The following is a 22,204-nucleotide window of genomic DNA, read 5'->3' as shown; positions in this document are numbered from 1 at the left end:
TTTTAATATAGAAAAAAGATCGAGCTCCAAACGGAACCCGATCTATCTAATCAATCTTTTACATATTTGTTGACTAGCTCAATAACTTCATCTACCGTTGTGCACTCTGTAACAGCCTTATGAGACAATTCTTTCATTTCCGCAGAATCCAGTTTTTTAAGCAGGCTTCTGGTTTTAAGAATACTTGTGGCACTCATGGAGAATTCATCTAATCCCAGTCCAATAAGAAGTGGAACGGCAATCTGATCTCCAGCCATCTCTCCGCACATACCGGCCCATTTACCTTCGCTATGAGCAGCATCAATAACCATTTTTACAAGGCGCAAGATCGAAGGATTATACGGTTGATACAGGTATGAAACCTGTTCGTTCATCCTATCTGCAGCCATGGTATATTGAATCAAATCGTTTGTTCCAATACTGAAGAAGTCTACCTCTTTAGCAAACTGGTCAGCCAATACTGCCGCAGCAGGAATCTCGATCATTATTCCGACTTGGATCGAATCGGAGACCTCCACACCTTTTTTGATCAATAAGGCTTTTTCTTCTTCCAGTATGGCTTTAGCTTCTCTGAATTCCTGCAGTGTCGCAATCATCGGGAACATGATACGCAATGCACCGTGAACTGACGCACGCAGTAATGCTCTTAACTGAGTTCTGAAAATGGAATCCTGATCTAAACTCACGCGTATAGCACGGTAACCAAGGAACGGATTCATTTCTTTAGGCAATTCTAAATACGGCAGCTCTTTATCTCCGCCGATGTCCATCGTTCTGACAACGACCGGTTTGCCTTCCATGCCTTCCAGAACTTTTCTGTACGCTTCATACTGGTCATCTTCAGTAGGAAGTTCTGCAGAATCCATATATAAAAATTCAGTACGGTACAAGCCGATACCTTCCCCGCCGTTATCTTTAACACCGACTAAGTCTTTTGGTGTACCAATATTCGCAGCCAGTTCGACATGTTTGCCGTCTTTTGTAACACTCGGTTCATTGAGCAGCTGATCCCATTCCTGTTTCAGCTTGTCATAATCTTCAGCTTTCTTGTTGAATGAAGACACTTCATCTTCAGAAGGATTTATATAAACATCCCCTTCTAAACCATCAACAATAAGCTGATCGTTTTCAGAGACACGTTCAGTAATATCTTTAGTCCCAACGATTGCTGGGATTTCAAGTGATCTAGCCATGATTGCAGAATGCGATGTACGGCCTCCAACGTTAGTGACGAATGCCTTGACATACTTTTTATTCAACTGCGCTGTATCGCTCGGTGTTAAATCTTCTGCAATGATAATGACTTCCTCTTCGATGGTTGCTGGTGAAGGCAAAGTCACGTTCAGGAGATTTGCGATCACACGTTTTCTGACATCACGGATGTCGGCTGCACGTTCCTGCATATATGCATTGTCTTCCATACCCTCGAACATGGTGATGAATGTATTCGTCACCTGTTTGAAGGCAAATTCCGCGTTTACTTTCTCACTATCGATAACAGCTTTCGTCGGATCCATCAAATCAGGATCTGACAATACCATAATATGAGCATCAAATACTTGTGCCTCTTCTTCGCCTAATGATTCAGAAGCAATGGCTCTGATTTTAGTTAATTGTTCTTTAGCTTTATCAGTCGCTTCAGTTAAGCGTTTCATTTCAGCATCAGTATCAGAAATTTCATTTTTCTCGACCGTTAAATCTGGTTCAACGAGTAAGTAAGCTTTTGCATGGGCGATCCCATCACTGGCTGCAATTCCGGATACTTTTGAAGTCATTATTCAGCCATTCCCTCATTTTTGATTGTTTCTTCGATTCCTTCGATGGCTTCTTTTTCATCCGCGCCATCAGCTGTAATCGATACTTCTGCACCTTTACCTACGCCTAAAGACATAACGCCCATGATAGATTTCAAGTTAACAGATTTACCTTTGTAGTCTAAAGTGATATCTGAGTTGAACTTACTTGCCTGCTGTACTAATAATGTTGCAGGTCTAGCGTGAATCCCTGTATCTGCAATAATCGTGTATTCTCTTTTTTCCATTTGAACTGCTCCTTTTAAATAAAGTATTTTAATATGAAAAGAATAGAATGTCGATACACACGAATAGCTGCACTCATGCTTATGTTTCCATTAAACCGCCATTTTATTCTTTCTTCCTATACAGATTACCACTTTTCTCCTTTACCTACAACTACTTTTTCTCAACTCATGTAACTAATCCTTGAAAGTCAAAATTGGTCAATGTATAATATACACATCAAAGGTCAGCATTGGTCAAACGTTTTGACGAAGACTCAAACGTTTTGAACTGACCTTTGAATGAATAATACGTATAATGTAGTTAGAACTTAAATAGAAAGGAAGTTTTCTCATCATGATATGTCAACGTTGTATGGAACGGCCTGCAACGATTCATTTAACAACTAGCGTCAATGGACAACGACGTGAAATTGACCTTTGTCAAAAATGTTATCGTGAAATTAAACAGCAGGAACAGCAAGGACGTTTAAATAAAGGAAACAGCCAGGACCCCTTTGGTTTCAATCAATTTGACGACCTGTTCCGTGCTCTCTATCAGAATCAGAATCCAAATGCTCAGCAACCTACCCCTCCTAATCAGCAGTTCACTGGTAACAATCAGCAGCCCCCACGCAAAGGCGGCGGACGCGGAGGCTTACTCGGTGAATATGGCATAGACTTGACGAAAATGGCTAGAGAAGGCAATATCGATCCCATAATTGGACGAGACAAAGAAATTGAACGTGTTATCGAGATCTTGAATAGACGAAAAAAGAACAACCCTGTTCTAACAGGTGAAGCCGGTGTGGGTAAAACCGCGATCGTTGAAGGGCTAGCTTTAAAAATCGTGAACGGTGAAGTCCCACAAAAGCTTTTGAACAAAGAAGTCATCCGACTCGACGTAGCCTCTCTTGTTCAGGGCACAGGTATCAGAGGGCAGTTTGAAGAACGTATGCAGCAGTTAATGAATGAATTAAAAGCCACGGATGACATCATCCTTTTCATCGATGAAGTACACGAACTCGTTGGAGCTGGCTCAGCAGAAGGAAGCAGCATGGATGCCGGTAATATACTCAAACCTGCTCTTGCTACGGGCGAACTTCAGATGGTCGGCGCTACGACTTTAAATGAGTACAGAAAAATCGAAAAAGATCCTGCACTGGAACGCCGGCTTCAGCCCGTAAGAGTGAATGAACCAACTATTGAAGAAACACTGACCATCTTAAAAGGCATACAGTCTAAATACGAAGACTACCATCACGTCAAGTATACAGACAAAGCATTAAAAAGTGCTGTTGAATTGTCACACCGCTATATCCAGGACCGTTTTTTACCAGACAAGGCTATCGACCTGCTGGATGAGTCAGGTTCTAAAAAGAATCTGTCTATACAATCGGTCGATCCTAAAGAACTCGAAGAAAAGATAGATGTAGCTGAAAAGAATAAACAAGAAGCCCTGGAGCAGGAAGATTATGAGAAAGCTGCCTTTTATCGCGATCAGGTCAGCAAATATAAGGAAATGATCAATCAGCAGACACCTCAGTCTGAACAGCCTGAAGTCACAGAACAGGACATCATCAATATCATTGAAATCAAAACAGGTATCCCTGTGGGTGAACTTAAAGAAAAAGAACAGGCACAGCTTCAAGACCTTGATCGTTCACTTAGAAAACATGTTATTGGTCAAGATGAAGCTATTAACAAGGTGGCCAGAGCCATCAGACGTAACCGCATAGGTTTGAAACAAAAGAATCGGCCGATCGGATCATTTATGTTTATTGGTCCTACAGGTGTAGGTAAAACAGAACTTGCTAAGACTTTGGCACTAGAGTTATTTGGCAGCAAAGATGCCTACATCAGGCTCGACATGAGTGAGTATATGGAAAAACACAGTACCTCTAAACTGATCGGTTCCCCGCCAGGTTATGTCGGCTATGATGAAGCCGGACAATTGACCGAAAAAGTCAGACGTAACCCATATAGTCTGATCCTGGTTGATGAAGTGGAGAAAGCTCATCCAGATGTTTTGCATATGTTTCTGCAGATTTTAGACGATGGCCGTTTGACAGACGCTCAGGGCAGAACGGTCAATTTTAAAGAAACGATTATCATCATGACAAGTAATGCCGGAACGACCAATGTCGAATCAAGTGTTGGATTCGGTGCTCAAATGAGCGGAGAACAGCATTCGATACTGAATCATCTCCAGGACTACTTTAAGCCTGAATTCCTGAACCGTTTCGATGGTATCGTCGAATTTCACTCATTGACCAAAGAAAACCTGATGAAAATCGTCGACCTGATGCTAGCTGATGTGAATGAAGCATTAAGCCAGCATGATATGACCGTCCACGTCGATCAGTCCGCTAAAGAGAAGCTAGTTGATTTGGGATACGATCCTAAGATGGGCGCACGTCCGTTAAGACGGGTCATTGAAGAACAAATCGAAGATAAAATCGCTGAGTTTTATATCAATAATCCAGAACCAGGTGATATAATGGCTACAGTAGAAGACGATTCTATTGTGATCACTAAAAAATCCAAAGAAAAGACAGCTAATGAAGATCAGCAGAAATCAGATGAAGAAGCTGATCAAAATAAAGACAATGATTAGTGATCGTACCGACGAAATATTGAAGTTCGGATAAAAAAACACAGGTCCCCTTTACGTTGAGTTCAACGAAGGGGATCTGTGTTTTTCGGTTTCTTATAGCAATGAAGTCAGTTCTACATCAGGATATTTATCACTGAACCATCTCATGGCAAATTGGTTTTCAAACAAGAATAACGGCTGATCGAAACGATCTCTGACAAGCATATTGCGGCTCGATCCCATATTCTCGTCCAACTGTTCCGGATCTATCCAGCGGGCAATGCGGCTGCCGATAGATGTCATGATGACTTCTGAATTGTATTCATTACGCATACGGTGTTCGAAGACTTCAAACTGGAGCTGACCTACCGCACCGATAATATAAGTCTCAGTATGATAGGATTTATAAAGCTGGATTGCGCCTTCCTGAACTAATTGGTTGATTCCTTTATGGAAGGATTTTTGTTTCATTACATTTTTCGGTTCTACTTTCATAAACAGTTCCGGTGTAAATTGAGGCAATTCCTGAAACTCTATCTCATCTTTCCCGGCATACAGGGTATCTCCTATCTGGAAGTTCCCCGTATCATAAAGGCCGATAATATCACCGGCAACTGCATCCGTCACAGTTTCTCTGCTTTCTGCCATAAATTGAGTGGAATTTGACAGCCTGATTTTCTTACCCGTTCGTGATAACGTGACATCCATACCCCGGTCAAATTTACCTGAGCAAATTCTCAAGAATGCTATCCGATCTCGGTGACGCGGATCCATATTGGCCTGAATTTTGAAAATGAACCCGGAAAATTCTGGTTCTGTTGGTTTGATGACGTCATTCTCTCTCATTTCATGAGCAGATGGTTCAGGAGCAAACTGCAAGAACGTCTCTAGGAAAGTCTGGACTCCAAAATTAGTCAAAGCTGACCCGAAGAAGACGGGACTTAGCTCCCCTGCAGCAATGGCTTCAGTGGAAAACGCGTTCCCTGCTTCTTTCAGAAGCAAGGCTTCTTCGAGTACTTGATCATAAAGAGACTCCTTCTTGAATCTATGATCCCCTTCGATCTCTCCTTCTTCATTGAGTGGGATAAAGCGTTCACCATTATTGGTTTCATCAGGTCTGAATGCTTCGATCCGATTGTGGAAAAGATCATATAAGCCTAATAGTGTCTTTCCGGAACCTATCGGCCAGTTCATGGGATAGGCATCGATTTCAAGGACTTCTTCCAGTTCTTCTATCAGCTCAAGCGGTTCTCTTCCATCTCTGTCCAGTTTATTCATGAAGGTAAAGATAGGGATACCTCTCATGCGGCAGACTTTAAAAAGTTTTTTCGTCTGTTCCTCGATACCTTTCGCGCTGTCTACAACCATGACAGCCGCATCTACGGCCATCAATGTCCGGTATGTGTCTTCAGAGAAATCTTCATGCCCTGGGGTATCCAGGATATTGATCCGCTTATTCTGATATTCGAACTGCATGACTGAACTTGTTACAGAAATCCCTCTTTGCTTCTCGATTTCCATCCAGTCAGACTTCGCAAATTTCCCGGATTTTTTGGCCTTTACGGTTCCGGCTTGTCTGATTGCCCCGCCAAACAGCAGCAGCTGTTCAGTTATCGTCGTCTTCCCCGCATCCGGATGGGAAATAATAGCGAATGTGCGTCTTCTTTTTACTTCTTTAGTTAATGTATTGGTTTTATTATCACTCAATATAAACGTCCTTACTCTTTAATATTATTTTTTTCTATTGAATACTTCATTAATTTCTGTTCCCGATACATTTTGACCAGGTATATCCCAATCGTTTTCAGGATCGCGAAAACGGGCACGCCGATCAGCATCCCGATCAGTCCGGCTATATTGGCGGATGCCAGCAACACCAGTATGACAGTCAGCGGATGAATAGCCAGGGACTTACCCACAAGCAGCGGGGTAAAAAAGTTGCTGTCCAGTTGCTGAGCAATCAGAACAAAGACAGCCGCCAGTATGGCCCGTGCAGGAGATCCAATGAGACCTACAACAATAGCCGGTCCTGCTCCGATGAATGGGCCGATGTATGGAATGAAATTGGTAATGGCAGCAAAAAATGACAGCAGGAAAGCTGAAGGCATATCCACGATCGAATACATGAAAAAGAGCAGTACGCCAACCAGTAAAGATGCCATGCCTTTTCCGCTGATATAACTAGAAATAGTGTCATCTGTCTGAATAATCATTTCTTTTATATTTTTCTTGTACTTCGTCGGTGTCATTTCCACTACTAAAGGAAGAAACTTGTGACCATCATGCAGCATATAAAACAGGATCACGGGCACTGTGATAAACAGAAACGCCAGTTCAGTAAAGGCCTGTATGGCACTGCCTACCCCGGACACCATTCCAGAGAGGAAACGTGACCCCATATCTCTCAACCATATTTCCAGATTTTCAAGAGCCATGCTGATATCGATTTGCTGCATCCACGGTTCTTCAGCTAATCGATTGGCGTATATTTCCAGTTCGCTAATAAACACCGGTATGCCGGAAATCAGATTTGATGTCTGTTCGATGAGCATAGGTATACCCAGAAGGATCGATAGGGCAATAAATCCAACAAGTAATATCATTACTATAGCAACCCCAAAAATCCGTTTCACTTTAAAGCGTTCCAGCAGTTCAACCAGAGGATTCAGTAAATAATACAGGAATCCGGCTATCAGCAGCGGCATAAATAAGGCAGTCAGAATACCAACTAAGGGATTTAATATAAAATCGATACGTTGCAGCACATAAATGAGTACGGCTACTATTAACAGCCATACTGTCCAAAACATTAATTTGGATTCTTTCCAGTCGATCACTTTATCCCCCTCTTTTTATTTGATTCTCTTACATTATAAGCGACACAGCGTTCTATTGAAAGAGTAAGTTCGCTGATACGTTGACGTAAAACGTAAAAATTGCTATAGTAAGACATAATTTCAGAAAAGAGGGATACAATGGATTTTAAAACAACCACAGATACATTATCTGAAGTCTACCGGGATTCGATCGCCATCAGAGCGGAAGTTTTCATCGAGGAACAGCATGTGGATCCTTCTTTGGAGATAGATGAATTAGAGGATCAGACATTGCATATCGTAGGCTATGAGAACAGCACCCCTATCTGTACCGCTCGTTTACTAAAAAAAGATGACAGCTCCATCAAGGTTCAACGGGTGGCCGTTCTTTCTTCCAGTCGTAAAGCCGGCATCGGGAGACAGCTGATGAAGCACATTGAGGCTATAGCCAAAAATCAGTTAGATGGTTCTCGTCTTATTCTGGATTCACAAGATCACGCCATTCCTTTCTATGAAAAAGAAGGCTACAGCGTAGAAGGAAACGGTTTTCTAGATGCAGGCATCCCTCATCATTTCATGCAGAAAAAAATTTAATCAGCGTTTTCCCCTTTTTCGTTCTGCGACTTACTCAATAGTCGTTTTCTTTTTGAGCGCGTAGCCTCATTTTCTTTCAGGTCTCTCTTTAGACATATCTTTGAGCCTTGCCCCTTTTCAGCACGAAAAACATCCCCGATTTCAAATGAGTCGGGGAGTGTCGTTACAGGTACATATAGTGGCTCATCGGATAATTCCGGAACGAGACGGGCAACATGGTCTTCTATTTCTTCTAACACCACATAGATCAGTCTTCCTCCTCAGTAAAAATCTCCAAGTGATCATCCTTTTTCACATTGATCTGGATAGCCCCGTGCGTGTCCGTTCCAAGTAATTCAGCAGAATGCCCCGCAACTTTTTCCATTGTTTCTTTATGAAGGGGACCATAATGACTTTCCGGAACGGTCTGATATACAGCCACTTCAGGTTCCACTACTTCCAGCCAGTCTGCACTTGTACTGGTGCTGGAGCCATGATGTCCTAAAATCATGATAGCCGCATGAAGGGACCCTAGATTATCATTTATTATACGTTTCTCCACTTCGGTGTCGACATCACCAGAATGCACCAGTGATGTCTTTCCTATTGAGATGCGTGTAACGATCGATTGATCATTTTGGGTGCGTTCTCTTTCATCTTTGAGCGGATGAAGGATCTGAATCAGAAAAGGCCCCACTTCTGCTTTCTCACCGGCTTTGGGTTCACGGTATGTGACGTCTGCTGCCAGCATGGCATCTAACAGGTCACTGTAGGTCTGAGAGGTATGATCCATACCGTTCATCCAAACTTCCTCAACTTGAAAATACTCAAGGACGATATCCCCGTTACCGATATGATCGGCATCGTTGTTAGTGAAGATCAGCAGATCGATCACGCCTCCTACACCGATCTCTTCATTAAGATAATCAATGATTTTGAATTCGCTGTCGTCAGATCTACCGGTATCGATCAGGATAGTTGTACCGTCATAGGCCTGCAGTAGCGTCGATGCTCCTTGACCGACATCAAAAAAGTACAGTTCAGCTATATTTTCTTCTATCTCATCTTCACTAAAGGGGATACGATAAGTCCTAACATACTCAGTGATTTCACTTACATAATCATTGATCCACTGAAAGGATAGATTACTTCTTTCTGTCCACGATCCCAACAAAAAAGCAATGCTGACAAGCAGTGTCGTCAGTAAAACCGATCGTGTTCTACTTTTCGCTGAATTATTTCGTTTGTTTTTTCTCTTCACTGCTCATACTCTCCAATTGACTAGATAATCTTGTTAAATCATCCGGTAAGGGGGCTTCCACGGACAGTCCTTCACCGGTGAAGGGATGGTCAAACCTGACTCGGTTACAATGAAGAGCCTGTCTGTCTATCCTGTTTTCTGCTGATTTCAGATTGTAAAGAGCATCCCCGAGCAAAGCGTGGCCGATATCAGAAAAATGCACTCTGATTTGATGGGTGCGACCCGTATGCAACTGAACTTTCACCTGGGTCGTCTCAGGGTATCGCTTCTGAACCCAATATTCCGTCAAAGAAGGTTTTCCAGATGCGGTCACCTGTCTTTTTATAATAGAATCCTCCATACGCCCGATCGGTCTGTCAATAAGATCCGATGATTTCTCCAGTTTACCTTCTACAAACGCAATGTACTCCTTGTATAATTCTTTTTCTTTTAAGAGCTGATCCAGATAGGAGTGCGCTAAGCCATGTTTGGCAAAAATCATGACCCCGGAGGTATCTTTATCCAACCGTGTAACGATGTGTATCGTTTTGTGTCTATAGTCCTCTTTTTCAATATAACCTTTTACTCGGTTAGCCATCGTGTGATTACTATAGAGCGAAGAAGGCACTGAAGGCACGTTGCTTGGCTTGTCAACGATAAGGAAATGTTCGTCTTCAAACAGGACAGTGATTTCCTGGTCTGAAATTTTCAAATGGTCATTAGCGGGTTCGTCCGGCAGACAAAGAGTGACGATGTCTCCCTCTGATACCTGTTTTCTGACTCTGCACAATTCCCGGTTGACTTCCAGACGTCCTCCCTGAAATTTAACTTTTGCAAGCAGACGTTTGGAAATGCGTTTCGTTTTTAAAAATGATTTTAAAGTCATAGGGGTCTGACTAGTGACTGTCCATTCGATTTTCATTATTCATTTTAGCTCCTAAAAATGCGTCTTCCACACGATCCCAGAAATGCGTATGCTGGTACTGGGCAAATCGGATGCGTTCTTTTGCAATTTGAAATCGTATGTACTCGACATCAGTTTCTGATGAAACTAACTGATCTATTGTTAAAGTAAACTCTTTTGTGTCGATAGGTTTTATTTTAATCCATTCGTCCCGCGCTATGATCATGGGAGAACTGAGTGTACGGAAAATACGATTGTTCAAAGAAGCAATCTCTGTCAGCTGCAACGCTTCCAGTCTGGGATGCAGAACTGCTCCACCGATCGATTTATTATAACCTGTTGAACCGGTTGGTGTAGAGATACATAAGCCATCGCCTCTGAATCGTTCAAAATGTTCTTCTTTAATATAAACATCTCCGACGAGAGTGCCGTCAGTTATCTTGACGATAGACTCGTTCAATGCCAGAAAATGCTTGTTCTTGCGCCTGTTATTATAAACAACTTCAACATCCAAAAGCGGATATTGGATGAACTCTCCATTATCATTTTTTAGACTGTTGACCAGTTCTGAAAGATTGTACTGTCTCCAATCTGTGTAAAAGCCTAAGTGGCCAGTATGGACACCGATGAATCGAACAGTGTCCAGTAAGTGGGCATATCGGTGAAAGGCAGACAACAGAGTCCCGTCTCCACCGACTGAAATAATGATATCCGGTTTCTGCGTCACAATTTCCAGATCCGCCTCACTGAGCAGTTCTCTAAGCTGCCTTACAACAGGTAATGATTCCTGGGTGTTATTCTGTACAATGGCTATTTTCACGTTGACTTTCCTTCCTTTACATCAATTACTCTTGAGAATAACGGAAGTTTTTTTGGATTTCCTTTATTTCTTCTCTAATGGTAGACATTTCTTCGTCCAACTGAAAAGCTGATTCTGCAGCTTTTTGTAGCCGGTTATTGATTTCCTCAGGAAACTCACCCTGATACTTGTAATTCAGTGAGTGTTCTATGGAGGCCCAGAAGTTCATAGCGAGCGTTCTGATCTGGATTTCCACTAAAACCACTTTCACTTCATCGATCAGCTGGACAGGATATTCGCATATCAGGTGATATGAACGATACCCGCTGTCTTTTTTATTGGTCACATAATCTTTTTCATAGACAACCGTCAGATCATTTCGTTTTTTCAGCATAGATACAACATCGTGGATATCTTCCACAAAGGGACACATGATTCGGATACCTGCCAGATCTTCCATATCAGTCTCAAGTTTATCTAAAGAAATACCTCTTGTTTTTGATTTCATTATAATACTGTTTATCGGCTTTACTCTGCCCGTAACAAACTCGATAGGGCCATGTTCTTTCCTTAACTGATACATCCCTCTCAGGCCGCGTAGTTTAACTTTTAGTTCATCCACTGTCTGTTTGTAAGGAAGCAGGAATAGTTCCCAATCTCTATTCATATCCTTCACCTTCTTTACTTTGATTTAGTCATTATTATTGATATCATTGTAACATATTTTCAAAAAATACCGTAGCAAGGGGTCTAACTATCTATATGAGACAAGAAGTAGAAATCGAGTACAAAAACCTGTTAACTAAGCAGGAATACGATAAATTAAAGGCCATATTATTTACTGATAAAGCCTCACCACAGGTTCAGGAAAACTATTATTTCGACACGAAAGATTACAGATTGAAAAAGGCCCAATGTGCACTCCGCATCCGTATAAAAGGCAATTCAGCCGAAATGACGCTGAAAACCCCTTTTGAAGGCCACCATACTGAGACTACCCTGGACATTAGTCCTAAAAGAGCGCGGGAACTGATTACAGCTGGATCATTTTCTTTGCCGAAGGCAATTCACTCTGTTCTACTACAGGAAAATATCTCAGTACAACAGGATGTTTTCAAGATCGCACAGCTTAAAACGGAGCGGCTGGAAGCTGTGAACCCTCATTCCATTATCGTACTTGATAAAAGTTATTATTCGAATCAGATAGACTATGAACTTGAAGTGGAATCTGATTCAAAAGCTACAGGCAAAAAATTATTTGCCCAAATCCTAAATGACCATGCTATACCAGAAAGAGCCACTCAGAATAAAATCGCACGCGCCTTTGACGCTGCTCAGTAGATTCTCGCCTTTTTTATACGTGTTGTGACATTTTCGTCACAATAACAGCCTTTTTTGCCTTTTAATTAAGCAGAATATTACAAAAAACGAGATATATTTGTTAGTCTATATAATGTAATCAACAAGGATTATGAAGACTTACTGACAGAGCAAAATCTCGACGCTACAGATCTCAACTTGCTTGACACTCAGCAGGTATAATGTGAAGTCGAAATACCATACTATGGATAACTATTATACTGACTAATAAAAAAATAAAAATTAGGTGTGTGCTAAAGATGTTTTTAAATGATATGATTGAAGTTTTCCTGTTTGTAAACCCCTTAGGGCCAACCTGTTATGAAACCGAGAAAATTATAGAGTCGTTTTCCAATGAACGTGACGAAAAAGTTAAAGTACGTTTTATTCCCTTACTCAATTTCCATACGATAGGAAACATTATGAAAGAAAAAGAAAACCAGACATTAGCCAACCGCAATCAGCTTTACACCGATTCCTTTCATGCCAGCTTAGCTTTTCAGGCCGCTTCCATGCAGGGCAAGAAGAAAGGCCGAAAATTCCTGATGGCCCTTCAGGATAAAGTGATCAATGAAGGAAAAGAAGTCACAAAAGAATTATTTACTCAAATAGCCGAGATGATCAAACTGGATCTGGAAATGTTCGAAGAAGATTTCGAGTCTGATTTTACTAAAGCGGCCTTCAAAAAAGATCAGAAGCTGGCACAGGAAATGGAAATACAAAATGCCCCATCCTGTGTATTGTATCCAAGCGGTGATGACGAATACGGTTATCGTTTAGATACCGCCATTACTAAACAGATACTGCATGGCTTCTCAGATGAAAAAATCCAGCTCAAGAAATCGACCCCAAAACATCTGTCACTGATTCAAATGGTGTAAAATCTTTAAATTAAATATATGTAAAACAGCCCGTCTCAGCTATTGCGATCAGCTCGAGACGGGCTGTTTTTTATTACATTGAAAGGATAAAAAGATGGAACTAACTCATTGATGTTTGATCAGATGAGTTAAATGGACGCCAGAGCTTTTTCCAGTTCATCCAGTCGTTCTTCAAAGACTTTCATTGCTCTCTCTAAATAATCTCTTTCGGTCATATCCACGCCTGCTTTTTTCATTACTTCGATCGGATAATCACTGCTTCCGGCTTTCAGATAGGACAGATACTTGTCCAGTGCTCCTTCTTCTTTATTAAGGATCTTGTCAGCCAATGCTGTAGCAGCGCAGAAACCTGTAGAATACTGATAGACATAGTAGTTGTAGTAGAAATGCGGTATGCGTGCCCATTCATATTGAATGGCGTCATCTTTTTCAACGGCATCTCCATAATACTTGCTGTTCAGTTTTCTGTAACTTTCACTCAAATAATCGGCTGTGAGCGGCGTGCCTTTTGCAGCTTCTTCATGCATAAAGTGTTCAAATTCTGCAAACTGTGTCTGACGGAATACCGTTCCTTTAAATCCGTCAAGATAATGATTCAAAACATAAGCTCTGGCTTTAGGGTCTTCTGTCGTCTCCAATAGATAGTCTGTCAGCAGATTTTCATTGGTCGTTGAAGCAATTTCAGCCAGGAAAATCGAATAGTTCCCGTAAACGTAAGGCTGATTTTTTCTCGTAAAGTAACTGTGGGCACTGTGGCCCAGTTCATGAACGAGTGTATACAGGTGATTGAGTGAATCGTGCCAGTTAAGCAGGATATACGGATTGGTATCATACATACCTGAAGAATAGGCACCACTGCGCTTCCCTTTATTTTCAACGACATCGATCCAGCGGCTGTTAAAAGCATCGTCAAGTACAGCTCTATATTCAGAACCTAGAACGTCCAGTCCTTCAAACGTTTTTTCTTTTGCTTCATCATACGTGAACTTCAGGCTGGCTTCACCTGTGATCGGTGTATACAAGTCATACATATGCAGTTCATCCAGTGCCAGAACCTGTTTTCTCAGATCCATGTATCTGTGCAGCAGTGGTAAATGATCATTAACGACCTCTATCAGCGTGTCGTGCACAGCTTCCGGGATGTGATTGTCTGACAAGGCACTTTCTCTTGCCGAATTGTAGCGATGGACCTTAGCCTGATAATTATGATGCTTGACATTTGCTGAGAGCGTGCTGGCAAATGTATTCTTGAAACTTTCGTAAACCTCGTACATTTTTTCGAAGGCATCTTTTCTTACTTCTCTGTCCGTGCTTTCCAGCAATTCTCCATACATTCCGTGAGACAACTGGACCTCTTCCCCGTCTTCTCCCTTGACCATAGGAAACTTCAGATCTGCGTTGTTCAATACGCTGAAAGTCTGACTGGAAGAGGTCAGGACTTCACTGGCTGCTGCCAGCAGTGCTTCCATTTCAGCTGAAAGCACATGAGCTTTGTTTGCAGTCAGCTGGGTAATATAATGTTTATATTGTTTTAGTGCTTCCTGTTCCTCAATATAACCGGACAGCTGTTCTTCTGGCAGCGCGATCAATTCAGGTTCAAACCAGGAAGTGGCTTCCTGAGACAAGGCTGCAAGGTAACGTGCCCGGTCGTTCATCGCCTGATATGTACTGTTCGCTGTATCCTGATCATTTTTAAGGTGCGCATAGACATAAAGAGCGCTTACTTTTCTTGACAGATTCAACATCGCTTCAAGTGCTTCAAGGAAAGTCTCGCTGTCGGTAGCTAATTTGCCCTGAAAGGCTTTCACTTCTTCTACTGATTTTTGAGTCTCATTAAAGTCCTCTTCCCACTTCTCATCAGATTTATAGATGACAGTAAGGTCCCAAGTCTGTTCGACTGGTATTTCTTCTCTTAACGGTAAAGCTTTTGATTCAGCCATTAAATATCCTCCTAAAATTTTATCAACATATTAATGATAACATAATTTGAAAACTAATAGAATATCTTTCTTTTTGTTAATCTTATCATTATCTTTACTCATTAAATATTCATAGTTATAAAATAGTACCCGAGCGAACCCATTTATGCTCAGCTACTTCATACAAATAACCTTTGTCACATAAAAGGTTCAAAAACTGAAAGAATGGCAGGATCTTGATATCCTCCTCTATAGCCGGCAAATAATGAAAAATGATTTCTCCCTCTTTCTCCCATCCCTTTACCTTTCGATTGAGGGCGGCGGTAGTGATGACCTGCGTCGGATGTAAGTCTTCCAACCACAGAACGAGTATCAGTTTCCATTGATAAGAAAATGTCCGAATGAACCATTCTTTTGAAACACTGTAAAATATTACATCAGGCAAGGTCTTTATATGCATATTATTGTAATAGAGCAGTTCGAAAAAACGTTTTGCTCTTTGATCTTTATAAAATGAGAGCCGGTATAAGTTTTTTTCCTCATGTATTCTGGACTTTAAAACAGGAAAATTATTATGCCATCGGCGTTCAACTATGTTTACCACACAGGAGATGTCGTCCTCATAATCGATCCTGTTGATCATAAATGACTGTCTTGTACCATACCCTTTAATATCTGTAATAACTTCCAGCTGTTCTTCCTTTCCATCGAGTTGAAACAGATGGTATGATCCATGCGTATTTAAGGAAAGATATTCATAGTGGCGCGTGGTGAGTGCTTTGTTCACCTTTAATTTTTCACCTAGTATCCAGATCACTTTGATATTATTCCGGTTGTATCCTTCTGTTCTGCTTCTGATTGTTTCCTTCGATATAGGACTGCACTGATATTCAATTGCCACCGAAAACCCATTGTACTGAATCAGCAGATCTGGTCTCTGATTCACTTCAGGTAGATAGGCTTCGAGCTCGACCTCGATTTCTTCTTTTTTAAACCAGTGATACAGGAGCAGTTTCCCCTCGATATGGGCAACTGTTTCTCCTTCCGAGAAAGTCTGACAGAGACTCTGATTTTTATGAGCAAAATGCGCCTGATTTATTTTACCTTTTCTGAATATGACCTCTTCCCGACAACCCGGGCAGTAGCATGGCCTCTCACCGGTGTACTCGCTCGCCGTTACCAGATGGTGCTGCTTATTCAATGCAGTAAACATAGTATCCCTTCTTTACGTTTTAATATCCTCACTTATTAATATTTACTATTTATTTATTTTTTAACGAAAAAAAACCTGCAGAACTGAAATTCTGCAGGTTCTTTCTTATATTGTTTGTTTTATTTGAAGTAATAACGCGTCAATTCTAGTGCGTTTGATTCCATTATTTTTTCAGCGTATTCATTTAATACTTCGGGTGTTGTTTTTGTCTTGTTTCCGTACTCCAGAGCAATTGCCAGTTCTTCATCGCTTGTCTTTTCTACCATTTCTTCGACAAAGAATGTTATGTGGAGGTAATACTTGTTTTTATAGCTGTAAAGAGTGGACATCCCGCTTTCTAAATACAATGATTTAGACAAGGCTATCAATTGTTCAAAGCTCTCTAAAGCAACCACTGCTTCTTTGGTCGGATTATTACCTTTAGCATATTCATCAACTTCATCAAGTGAGTCCTCATTCTGGTTTGTATTTTTGTTTAACTGATCTTTCAGCATGTCTAAAGAATTTAATTCCTCTTTACCATTTGTTCCCTTACTGATGAATAATTCTAATCCATTATTATTCGGCATGACTTGAAAAGTGACTGCTTCAGATTCCTGAAATTCTTCATCGATATCAACTTCTTCTAATATACTATAAAAGAATTTTTCGATCTGTTTCTGATTCCCCAGAAGATCAAGAAAAGTGATACCACGTTCTTCTAAATCAGTATTTTCAATGACCACACGAATCGTATCGTCGTTGATATGTTCAATTTCCATTATTCCACACCTCACATTTCCTTGGAATAAACGTCCCTGTGGGATAAATTTACTTTTCTCTTAACGTGCAATCGAAAAAAACTGCACTCTAGTTATTATACAAAAGGTACTGTTTAAATACAAGTCACAACTTTTATAAATCCTCTGACCTTATCTTTATCTTATAAAAGGATCGGCAATCTGTTTGCCGATCCTTTTATTATATTCAGCTTTGTTTTAATGCTACCAGCCTCTGGGCTTTTTGAAGTTCTACTTCTCTGATTGCTCGCGGCACGAACTGGCGTATTTCATCTTCATTATATCCGATCTGTAATCGTCTGTCATCGAGGATTATCGGTCTTCTGATCAGGGTTGGATTTTCCTGAATCAGAACAAACAATTCTTTCATTGAAAGTTCGTCTATATCGATGTTCAGTTCTTTGAATGCTTTTGAACGAGTAGAAATGATATCTTCCGTTCCATCCTCAGTTAAACGCATGATCGATTTTATTTCATTGATTTCTAAAGGGGTATGGGCCATGTTTTTCTCTTTATAAGGGATGTCGTACTCCTCTAACCAGGCCTTTGCTTTTCGACAAGATGTACAGCTGGGTGTTGTAAATAATGTAACCATTATGTATTTCTCCCTTCGCTTGTTTGATTAATAGTTTCTAATGACTCTGTCTACAGTTATTATAGTAGCTTAAATGTGACAAATTGTAAACCCCTTTTTGTCATTTCTTTGTCAAAAATACGTGATGTTTTTTTATAAAACTAAAAAAACCTGTTAAATCAACGTTTTTCCACCCTTTAATAACATGGATGCTGTTTACCGATTATAATAATTACAATTTGAACGAAATAGTATATAAGAAAACGTGCCCGCTGACCAGCAGGCACGTCGCTTCGTATCATTTAAAGTTGATCAGTAGAAGAGATCGACTAATTCCTCCGTGTCTACTTTACCGAAATATTTGTTCACATCCACCTGGTTGATGGCTTCTCTTATCGCTTCTTTTGTGTAAGGAATCCCTTGCAGTTCTTTTTCAACGTCTTCGATTTCTCCTAACCCAAAGAAATCACCGAATATACGAATATCTTCGATCTTACCTTTTCTGACGTTCATCTTCACTTCCACTGTTCCTACAGATAGACGCTCGCTGCGTTCCATATCAAATTCAGGGGATTTCCCATAATTCCAATCCCAGTTCGCTGTATATTCAGCAGCAAAGGCATCTATTTTTTCCCAGTCGGCTTCTGTCAGGACATACTCCTTTATATTCTCTTTGGAGTCTGTATCGTAGATATATAGAAGCAGCTGTTCCCGAAAATCCTTGGCATTCATATACTGATAGGAATCATCCAGGAAGGGTTTGATGTTCGTTACACGGCTTCGGATGGATTTGATGCCTTTCGATTCCAGTTTATGTTTTTTTGGTTTCAGCGCTTTAACGACTGCTTCGATTTGAGAATCAAACATCAATGTTCCATGAGCAGTCATCCTTCCATTCTTGGAATACATGGCATTCCCGGAAAATTTCTTGCCATCTATGACCAAATCGTTTCTTCCTTTTAATTCAGCTCCTTCTACCCCCATCTGATGCAGAGCATCTATCACTGGAGAAGTGAATTTTTTGAAGTCCCGGAATGAATTGCCATCGTCTTCAGTAATAAAACAGAAACATAAAACACCCATATCGTGATACACCGCACCACCGCCGGAAAATCGGCGTACGACATCTACCCCATTTTCTTCGACATAAGCCGTATTGACTTCTTCATAGGTATTCTGATTTCTTCCAATAATGATCGAATTGTCATTGATATAGAAGAGCAGTATCGGTTCATCCAATTTCACTTCATTCAACAAGTAGTACTCTATGGCCAAATTGAGTTTTGGGTCATGTATCTCCTGACCATCACGTTCATTCTTTACATAATACATCGTTATCTCTCCTTAAATGGTTACTGTGATATCTTTTTGCGCCAACTGTACGGGTATATCAGGTGCTTCTTCCTTTGCTTCTTCAACTAACTGGTTTAGATCCCCTTTTTGCGGCAAATGAGTAAGCACCAGTTTTTTCACACCGGCTCGCGTAGCAATTCTGCCACATTCCTTGGCTGTCATATGGACAGAGTGGTTTTCCATACCCCTGAAAAAGTTACTGTCTGCTAGAAGTAAATCAGCATTATCCGAAAAGGCTATAAAGTCCTTTTTATAGCCTGAATCAGCTGTGAACACTACTGCCTTACCTGTTTTTATCTCAGTGATCCGGAAAGCATAACAGGGTACCGGATGAAGAGTTTTCATATGTTCTATTTTAAATGGTCCGATCGTCAGCTCAGGTTCTTTAATATAGGAAATGCCTTGACTGACATTTTCAAATGTCATTTTTGCGAAATTTTCTTTATCTTCATCGTGGCAATATATAGGCAGCAGGTGCGGTTTGTTCCCATGCTCATCCTTTTTTAGTAATCGCGTAAACTGCAAAACACCCAGATCTGCGATATGGTCATGATGATAATGGGATAAAAGCACAGCATCCAGTTTTATGGGATCGACATACTTCTCTAAAGCCAGCAGACTGCTGCTGCCGACGTCCAAGAGAAGACGAAACCCCTCTGATTCAATCAGGTAAGCACTTGTTCCTACACCATTGGCAGGATAACCGCCATAATAACCCAGCACCGTTAACTTCATATTATTCTCCCCTCTTTCACTTAGCTCTACTACTAGAATACGTTTAAGGTCAAAAAAAAACAACTAAATCTCTTTCAGTTTCAGAGATTTAGCTGTTTATTTTCTGGATCTGCTCATAACACTGCAAAAAAACACTATATTGTTTTTTTGAGATACTCAAGAGTCTCCCGGCTGACTTCATTCGCTTGAGCCACACAATTATTGATGCCAAATCCTTTAATACCATTCCCGGCTAAATATAAACCTGGATATGTTTCACTCAAGAAATCAAACAAGTTCTTTCTTTTTTCTTCATGCATCAAGGTGAACTGGGGGATAGCATTCGGCCAGCGCTTGATGATTTTGTAATTAGGCTCGTTCTCCACACTCAGCATGATCGAGACGTCGTTAAGTATTTCTTCTTCTATCTGCCTGTTACTTAAGGACATCATGACGCCGTCCCCACTACGGCCAAAATAGACACCGAGAAGTTCTTCGTCTTTATCCTTGAAATGATTCCATTTCTTATTCAACCATACGATACTTTGAATGTACGAATTATTCCTTCTGACAGACAGGACCCCATTACCTCTCGGCGGATTCTTAATCGAACCTTTAGGAAAGCTGAATAATAGAAAACCAACTGATCCCATTTTTATATCTTTGAAGTAATCGCTGAGATCGATATCTTTAAACAATTCCTTGTAGGAACCGGAATCAGTCGCAACAATGACTGAGTCGACTCTCAGCTGCTCTTTTTTATTTATATCCAGTATATAGGTGTTATTGATACTTTGTTTGATTTCAGTCACTTTTTTAGAGAAACGGATAGTATGACTGACTTTTTCTGTCAATTCTTTTGTCAGGGTCTCCAGGCCTTCTTTAAAGGTCGCATATGCGCCGTCACCGTCCCACATTTCCGGATGATTCTCCAGAGCTTTCGTCCATGTCCCGTACTTTTTTTCTAATTTGATTATCGGTTCGTTGAAACCGTGAATTCCGATCTCATCGATATCACTGGAATAAATTTTGGAAAAGTAAGGTTCAGCGACGTACTCAGCCATTTCTTCTCCAATGCGCTTAGCCAGATACTGTTTGGTTGTCAGTTCTTCTTTTGTCTCTGATCCAGAAAAATATGTATCTTTCAGAAAAGATAGTTTACCTTGAAAAGACACTAAATCATATTTCCATACATCTGTCCTTCTGACCGGGATCCCTTTGTAAGTCGGGGAGTCAAAATAATACAACTTGTTGAATGCGTACACATCCTGTTTACCATTCTGGCTTAGTTCCACTTCGTCCTCAAGATTTAACTCTCTGATCAGTTCCATTGCTTCAGGCAGGCGTGTATCAATCGACTCGGCCCCTAAATCAATAAACTCGTCACCAAACTTCATGGTATAGAGTTTTCCTCCTGAACGGATGGAAGACTCCAAAACAATGATTTCGACAGGAAGCTTTTCTTTAATGACCTGCTGCTGCAGGCGATAAGCAGTAGTGAGGCCGGTTACGCCGCTCCCGATAATGGCGATTTGTTTTTTATTTTTATCCATTCATCATACCTCACAAACTATAATTAAATTGAAACATTTCATTGGTCTTTACAAGAATTAACAAAGCCTTGCTCACTGACAGCTTATTCCTCTTTTATCGATAAGCTGTGACGTTTTCTGTTAATTCAAGCAATCTTTTCTATTATACCATGAAGTGAACAAAATTCATTAAATTAACTTTACTGTATGATTAACATTGTATTAATAAAAAAAACCATATGACACTGAACGATCATCGCTCACTGTCATATGGTTTCATTTAATTATTTATTTAATGCTTCTTTAGCTTGATCTGTCAATGATGTAAATGCTGCTGCATCGTTGATTGCCAAGTCCGCCAGCATTTTACGGTTCATATCGATGCCCGCAACTTTTAGTCCGTGCATAAATTTAGAATAGCTTAAACCATTCATACGTGCCGCAGCATTGATACGTGCGATCCATAATTTACGGAAATTACGTTTGTTCTGCTTACGGTCTCTGTAAGCATACATATATGATTTCATTACTTGCTGTTTTGCAACCTTGAACAAGCGATGTTTTGCACCATAATATCCTTTAGCTAATTTTAATACGCGATTACGGCGTCTGCGAGTGACGACTCCACCTTTTACTCGTGCCATTGTTTTTCCTCCTTCAATACAATCCTAGAAATCTAAATTTTTATTTCATGTAAGCTAATTGCTGTTTGATACGTTTGTAATCACTATCTGAAACCATGGCAGACTTACGTAATTTACGTTTTTGTTTCTGCGTTTTATTCGCAAACATATGGCTACGTTTTGCGTGACTTCTTTTTAGTTTACCAGATCCTGTTCTTTTGAAACGTTTTGCTGATCCTTTATGCGTTTTTTGCTTAGGCATAATACTTTTCCTCCAATACTCTTCTCTAAAATTTTAAGCAGAATCATAAC

The 22,204-nt window shown here is 40.5% G+C and carries 22 protein-coding genes; 4 read left to right on the top strand and 18 right to left on the bottom strand.

The window, feature by feature from the left end:
• Positions 1-50 precede the first annotated feature (50 nt).
• Positions 51-1,775: a phosphoenolpyruvate--protein phosphotransferase gene (gene ptsP / locus BM049_RS00380; RefSeq protein ID WP_091527753.1), complete on the bottom strand. Its 1,725-nt coding sequence runs from the start codon at positions 1,773-1,775 to the stop codon at positions 51-53.
• Positions 1,775-2,041, bottom strand: coding sequence for a phosphocarrier protein HPr (locus tag BM049_RS00375; protein WP_091527752.1), 267 nt, complete (start codon positions 2,039-2,041; stop codon positions 1,775-1,777). Before BM049_RS00375 ends, ptsP begins: the two co-directional genes overlap by 1 nt.
• Positions 2,042-2,375: 334 nt before the next feature.
• Here BM049_RS00375 and BM049_RS00370 point away from each other — a divergent pair, with 334 nt between their 5' ends.
• A complete protein-coding gene (locus tag BM049_RS00370; RefSeq protein WP_091527750.1) occupies positions 2,376-4,634 on the top strand; it encodes an ATP-dependent Clp protease ATP-binding subunit in 2,259 nt (752 codons plus the stop codon).
• Between the two features lie 93 nt (positions 4,635-4,727).
• On the opposite strand, the gene BM049_RS00365 is transcribed toward BM049_RS00370, so the two are convergent.
• Positions 4,728-6,320 (bottom strand): peptide chain release factor 3, encoded by a 1,593-nt coding sequence (locus BM049_RS00365; RefSeq protein WP_091527749.1) that lies wholly within the window; start codon positions 6,318-6,320, stop codon positions 4,728-4,730.
• Positions 6,321-6,331: 11 nt separating this feature from the next.
• On the bottom strand, positions 6,332-7,450 hold the full coding sequence (locus BM049_RS00360; RefSeq protein WP_091527747.1) for an AI-2E family transporter: 1,119 nt from the start codon (positions 7,448-7,450) through the stop codon (positions 6,332-6,334).
• A gap of 138 nt (positions 7,451-7,588) precedes the next feature.
• Here BM049_RS00360 and BM049_RS00355 point away from each other — a divergent pair, with 138 nt between their 5' ends.
• Positions 7,589-8,023: a GNAT family N-acetyltransferase gene (locus BM049_RS00355; protein WP_091527745.1), complete on the top strand. Its 435-nt coding sequence runs from the start codon at positions 7,589-7,591 to the stop codon at positions 8,021-8,023.
• On the opposite strand, the gene BM049_RS00350 is transcribed toward BM049_RS00355, so the two are convergent.
• From BM049_RS00350 to yjbM, 5 genes are read right to left on the bottom strand one after another with little or no spacing between them, the layout of a single operon-like run.
• Entirely contained in the window at positions 8,020-8,265 is a 246-nt protein-coding gene (locus tag BM049_RS00350; protein ID WP_091527743.1) for a hypothetical protein, read from the bottom strand. The two genes, BM049_RS00355 and BM049_RS00350, sit on opposite strands and share 4 nt — an antisense overlap.
• A gap of 5 nt (positions 8,266-8,270) precedes the next feature.
• Positions 8,271-9,263, bottom strand: coding sequence for a ComEC/Rec2 family competence protein (locus BM049_RS00345; RefSeq protein ID WP_091527741.1), 993 nt, complete (start codon positions 9,261-9,263; stop codon positions 8,271-8,273).
• A complete protein-coding gene (locus tag BM049_RS00340; protein WP_091527740.1) occupies positions 9,238-10,164 on the bottom strand; it encodes an RluA family pseudouridine synthase in 927 nt (308 codons plus the stop codon). The genes BM049_RS00345 and BM049_RS00340 overlap by 26 nt, the downstream gene beginning before the upstream one ends.
• Positions 10,139-10,966, bottom strand: coding sequence for an NAD kinase (locus BM049_RS00335; protein WP_091527738.1), 828 nt, complete (start codon positions 10,964-10,966; stop codon positions 10,139-10,141). Before BM049_RS00335 ends, BM049_RS00340 begins: the two co-directional genes overlap by 26 nt.
• A gap of 25 nt (positions 10,967-10,991) precedes the next feature.
• Positions 10,992-11,612 carry a GTP diphosphokinase gene (gene yjbM, locus BM049_RS00330; RefSeq protein ID WP_091527737.1) on the bottom strand — a complete coding sequence of 207 codons (621 nt, stop codon included), beginning with the start codon at positions 11,610-11,612 and terminating at the stop codon, positions 10,992-10,994.
• Between the two features lie 95 nt (positions 11,613-11,707).
• Here yjbM and BM049_RS00325 point away from each other — a divergent pair, with 95 nt between their 5' ends.
• Positions 11,708-12,286 carry a CYTH domain-containing protein gene (locus BM049_RS00325; RefSeq protein ID WP_091527735.1) on the top strand — a complete coding sequence of 193 codons (579 nt, stop codon included), beginning with the start codon at positions 11,708-11,710 and terminating at the stop codon, positions 12,284-12,286.
• 278 nt (positions 12,287-12,564) lie between these two features.
• Positions 12,565-13,185, top strand: a complete 621-nt coding sequence (locus tag BM049_RS00320; RefSeq protein WP_091527734.1) for a DsbA family protein — start codon at positions 12,565-12,567, stop codon at positions 13,183-13,185.
• Between the two features lie 128 nt (positions 13,186-13,313).
• On the opposite strand, the gene pepF is transcribed toward BM049_RS00320, so the two are convergent.
• From pepF to rpmI, 9 genes are all read right to left on the bottom strand, one after another.
• On the bottom strand, positions 13,314-15,125 hold the full coding sequence (gene pepF, locus BM049_RS00315; protein WP_091527732.1) for an oligoendopeptidase F: 1,812 nt from the start codon (positions 15,123-15,125) through the stop codon (positions 13,314-13,316).
• 115 nt (positions 15,126-15,240) lie between these two features.
• Positions 15,241-16,317 carry a competence protein CoiA gene (locus BM049_RS00310; protein ID WP_091527730.1) on the bottom strand — a complete coding sequence of 359 codons (1,077 nt, stop codon included), beginning with the start codon at positions 16,315-16,317 and terminating at the stop codon, positions 15,241-15,243.
• A 119-nt stretch (positions 16,318-16,436) separates the two neighbouring features.
• Positions 16,437-17,078, bottom strand: a complete 642-nt coding sequence (locus BM049_RS00305) for an adaptor protein MecA (RefSeq protein ID WP_091527729.1) — start codon at positions 17,076-17,078, stop codon at positions 16,437-16,439.
• 205 nt (positions 17,079-17,283) lie between these two features.
• On the bottom strand, positions 17,284-17,691 hold the full coding sequence (gene spxA / locus BM049_RS00300; RefSeq protein WP_091527727.1) for a transcriptional regulator SpxA: 408 nt from the start codon (positions 17,689-17,691) through the stop codon (positions 17,284-17,286).
• Between the two features lie 291 nt (positions 17,692-17,982).
• Positions 17,983-19,002 carry a lipoate--protein ligase gene (gene lplA, locus BM049_RS00295; RefSeq protein WP_091527726.1) on the bottom strand — a complete coding sequence of 340 codons (1,020 nt, stop codon included), beginning with the start codon at positions 19,000-19,002 and terminating at the stop codon, positions 17,983-17,985.
• A gap of 12 nt (positions 19,003-19,014) precedes the next feature.
• The gene (locus tag BM049_RS00290) at positions 19,015-19,758 is read right to left on the bottom strand and encodes an MBL fold metallo-hydrolase (protein ID WP_091527723.1); all 744 of its coding nucleotides are present in this window, start codon (positions 19,756-19,758) and stop codon (positions 19,015-19,017) included.
• Positions 19,759-19,892: 134 nt separating this feature from the next.
• Complete coding sequence (hemG, locus tag BM049_RS00285; RefSeq protein WP_091527722.1) at positions 19,893-21,290, bottom strand: protoporphyrinogen oxidase; 1,398 nt, start codon at positions 21,288-21,290, stop codon at positions 19,893-19,895.
• Positions 21,291-21,553: 263 nt separating this feature from the next.
• A complete protein-coding gene (gene rplT, locus BM049_RS00280; RefSeq protein WP_091527720.1) occupies positions 21,554-21,913 on the bottom strand; it encodes a 50S ribosomal protein L20 in 360 nt (119 codons plus the stop codon).
• Between the two features lie 40 nt (positions 21,914-21,953).
• The gene (rpmI, locus tag BM049_RS00275) at positions 21,954-22,154 is read right to left on the bottom strand and encodes a 50S ribosomal protein L35 (protein ID WP_091527719.1); all 201 of its coding nucleotides are present in this window, start codon (positions 22,152-22,154) and stop codon (positions 21,954-21,956) included.
• Positions 22,155-22,204: the final 50 nt, after the last annotated feature.

This window comes from Alkalibacterium subtropicum, from assembly GCF_900112455.1.
Lineage (GTDB): Bacteria > Bacillota > Bacilli > Lactobacillales > Carnobacteriaceae_A > Alkalibacterium > Alkalibacterium subtropicum.
This window is presented reverse-complemented; position numbering and strand designations above follow the sequence as displayed.

Coding starts and splice junctions, on each gene's coding strand:
- ptsP (WP_091527753.1), bottom strand. CDS start 1,775: ATGACTTCAAAAGTATCCGGAATTGCAGCCAGTGATGGGATCGCCCAT.
- BM049_RS00375 (WP_091527752.1), bottom strand. CDS start 2,041: ATGGAAAAAAGAGAATACACGATTATTGCAGATACAGGGATTCACGCT.
- BM049_RS00370 (WP_091527750.1), top strand. CDS start 2,376: ATGATATGTCAACGTTGTATGGAACGGCCTGCAACGATTCATTTAACA.
- BM049_RS00355 (WP_091527745.1), top strand. CDS start 7,589: ATGGATTTTAAAACAACCACAGATACATTATCTGAAGTCTACCGGGAT.
- BM049_RS00340 (WP_091527740.1), bottom strand. CDS start 10,164: ATGAAAATCGAATGGACAGTCACTAGTCAGACCCCTATGACTTTAAAA.
- yjbM (WP_091527737.1), bottom strand. CDS start 11,612: ATGAATAGAGATTGGGAACTATTCCTGCTTCCTTACAAACAGACAGTG.
- BM049_RS00325 (WP_091527735.1), top strand. CDS start 11,708: ATGAGACAAGAAGTAGAAATCGAGTACAAAAACCTGTTAACTAAGCAG.
- BM049_RS00320 (WP_091527734.1), top strand. CDS start 12,565: ATGTTTTTAAATGATATGATTGAAGTTTTCCTGTTTGTAAACCCCTTA.
- pepF (WP_091527732.1), bottom strand. CDS start 15,125: ATGGCTGAATCAAAAGCTTTACCGTTAAGAGAAGAAATACCAGTCGAA.
- BM049_RS00310 (WP_091527730.1), bottom strand. CDS start 16,317: ATGTTTACTGCATTGAATAAGCAGCACCATCTGGTAACGGCGAGCGAG.
- BM049_RS00305 (WP_091527729.1), bottom strand. CDS start 17,078: ATGGAAATTGAACATATCAACGACGATACGATTCGTGTGGTCATTGAA.
- spxA (WP_091527727.1), bottom strand. CDS start 17,691: ATGGTTACATTATTTACAACACCCAGCTGTACATCTTGTCGAAAAGCA.
- lplA (WP_091527726.1), bottom strand. CDS start 19,002: ATGTATTATGTAAAGAATGAACGTGATGGTCAGGAGATACATGACCCA.
- BM049_RS00290 (WP_091527723.1), bottom strand. CDS start 19,758: ATGAAGTTAACGGTGCTGGGTTATTATGGCGGTTATCCTGCCAATGGT.
- hemG (WP_091527722.1), bottom strand. CDS start 21,290: ATGGATAAAAATAAAAAACAAATCGCCATTATCGGGAGCGGCGTAACC.
- rplT (WP_091527720.1), bottom strand. CDS start 21,913: ATGGCACGAGTAAAAGGTGGAGTCGTCACTCGCAGACGCCGTAATCGC.
- rpmI (WP_091527719.1), bottom strand. CDS start 22,154: ATGCCTAAGCAAAAAACGCATAAAGGATCAGCAAAACGTTTCAAAAGA.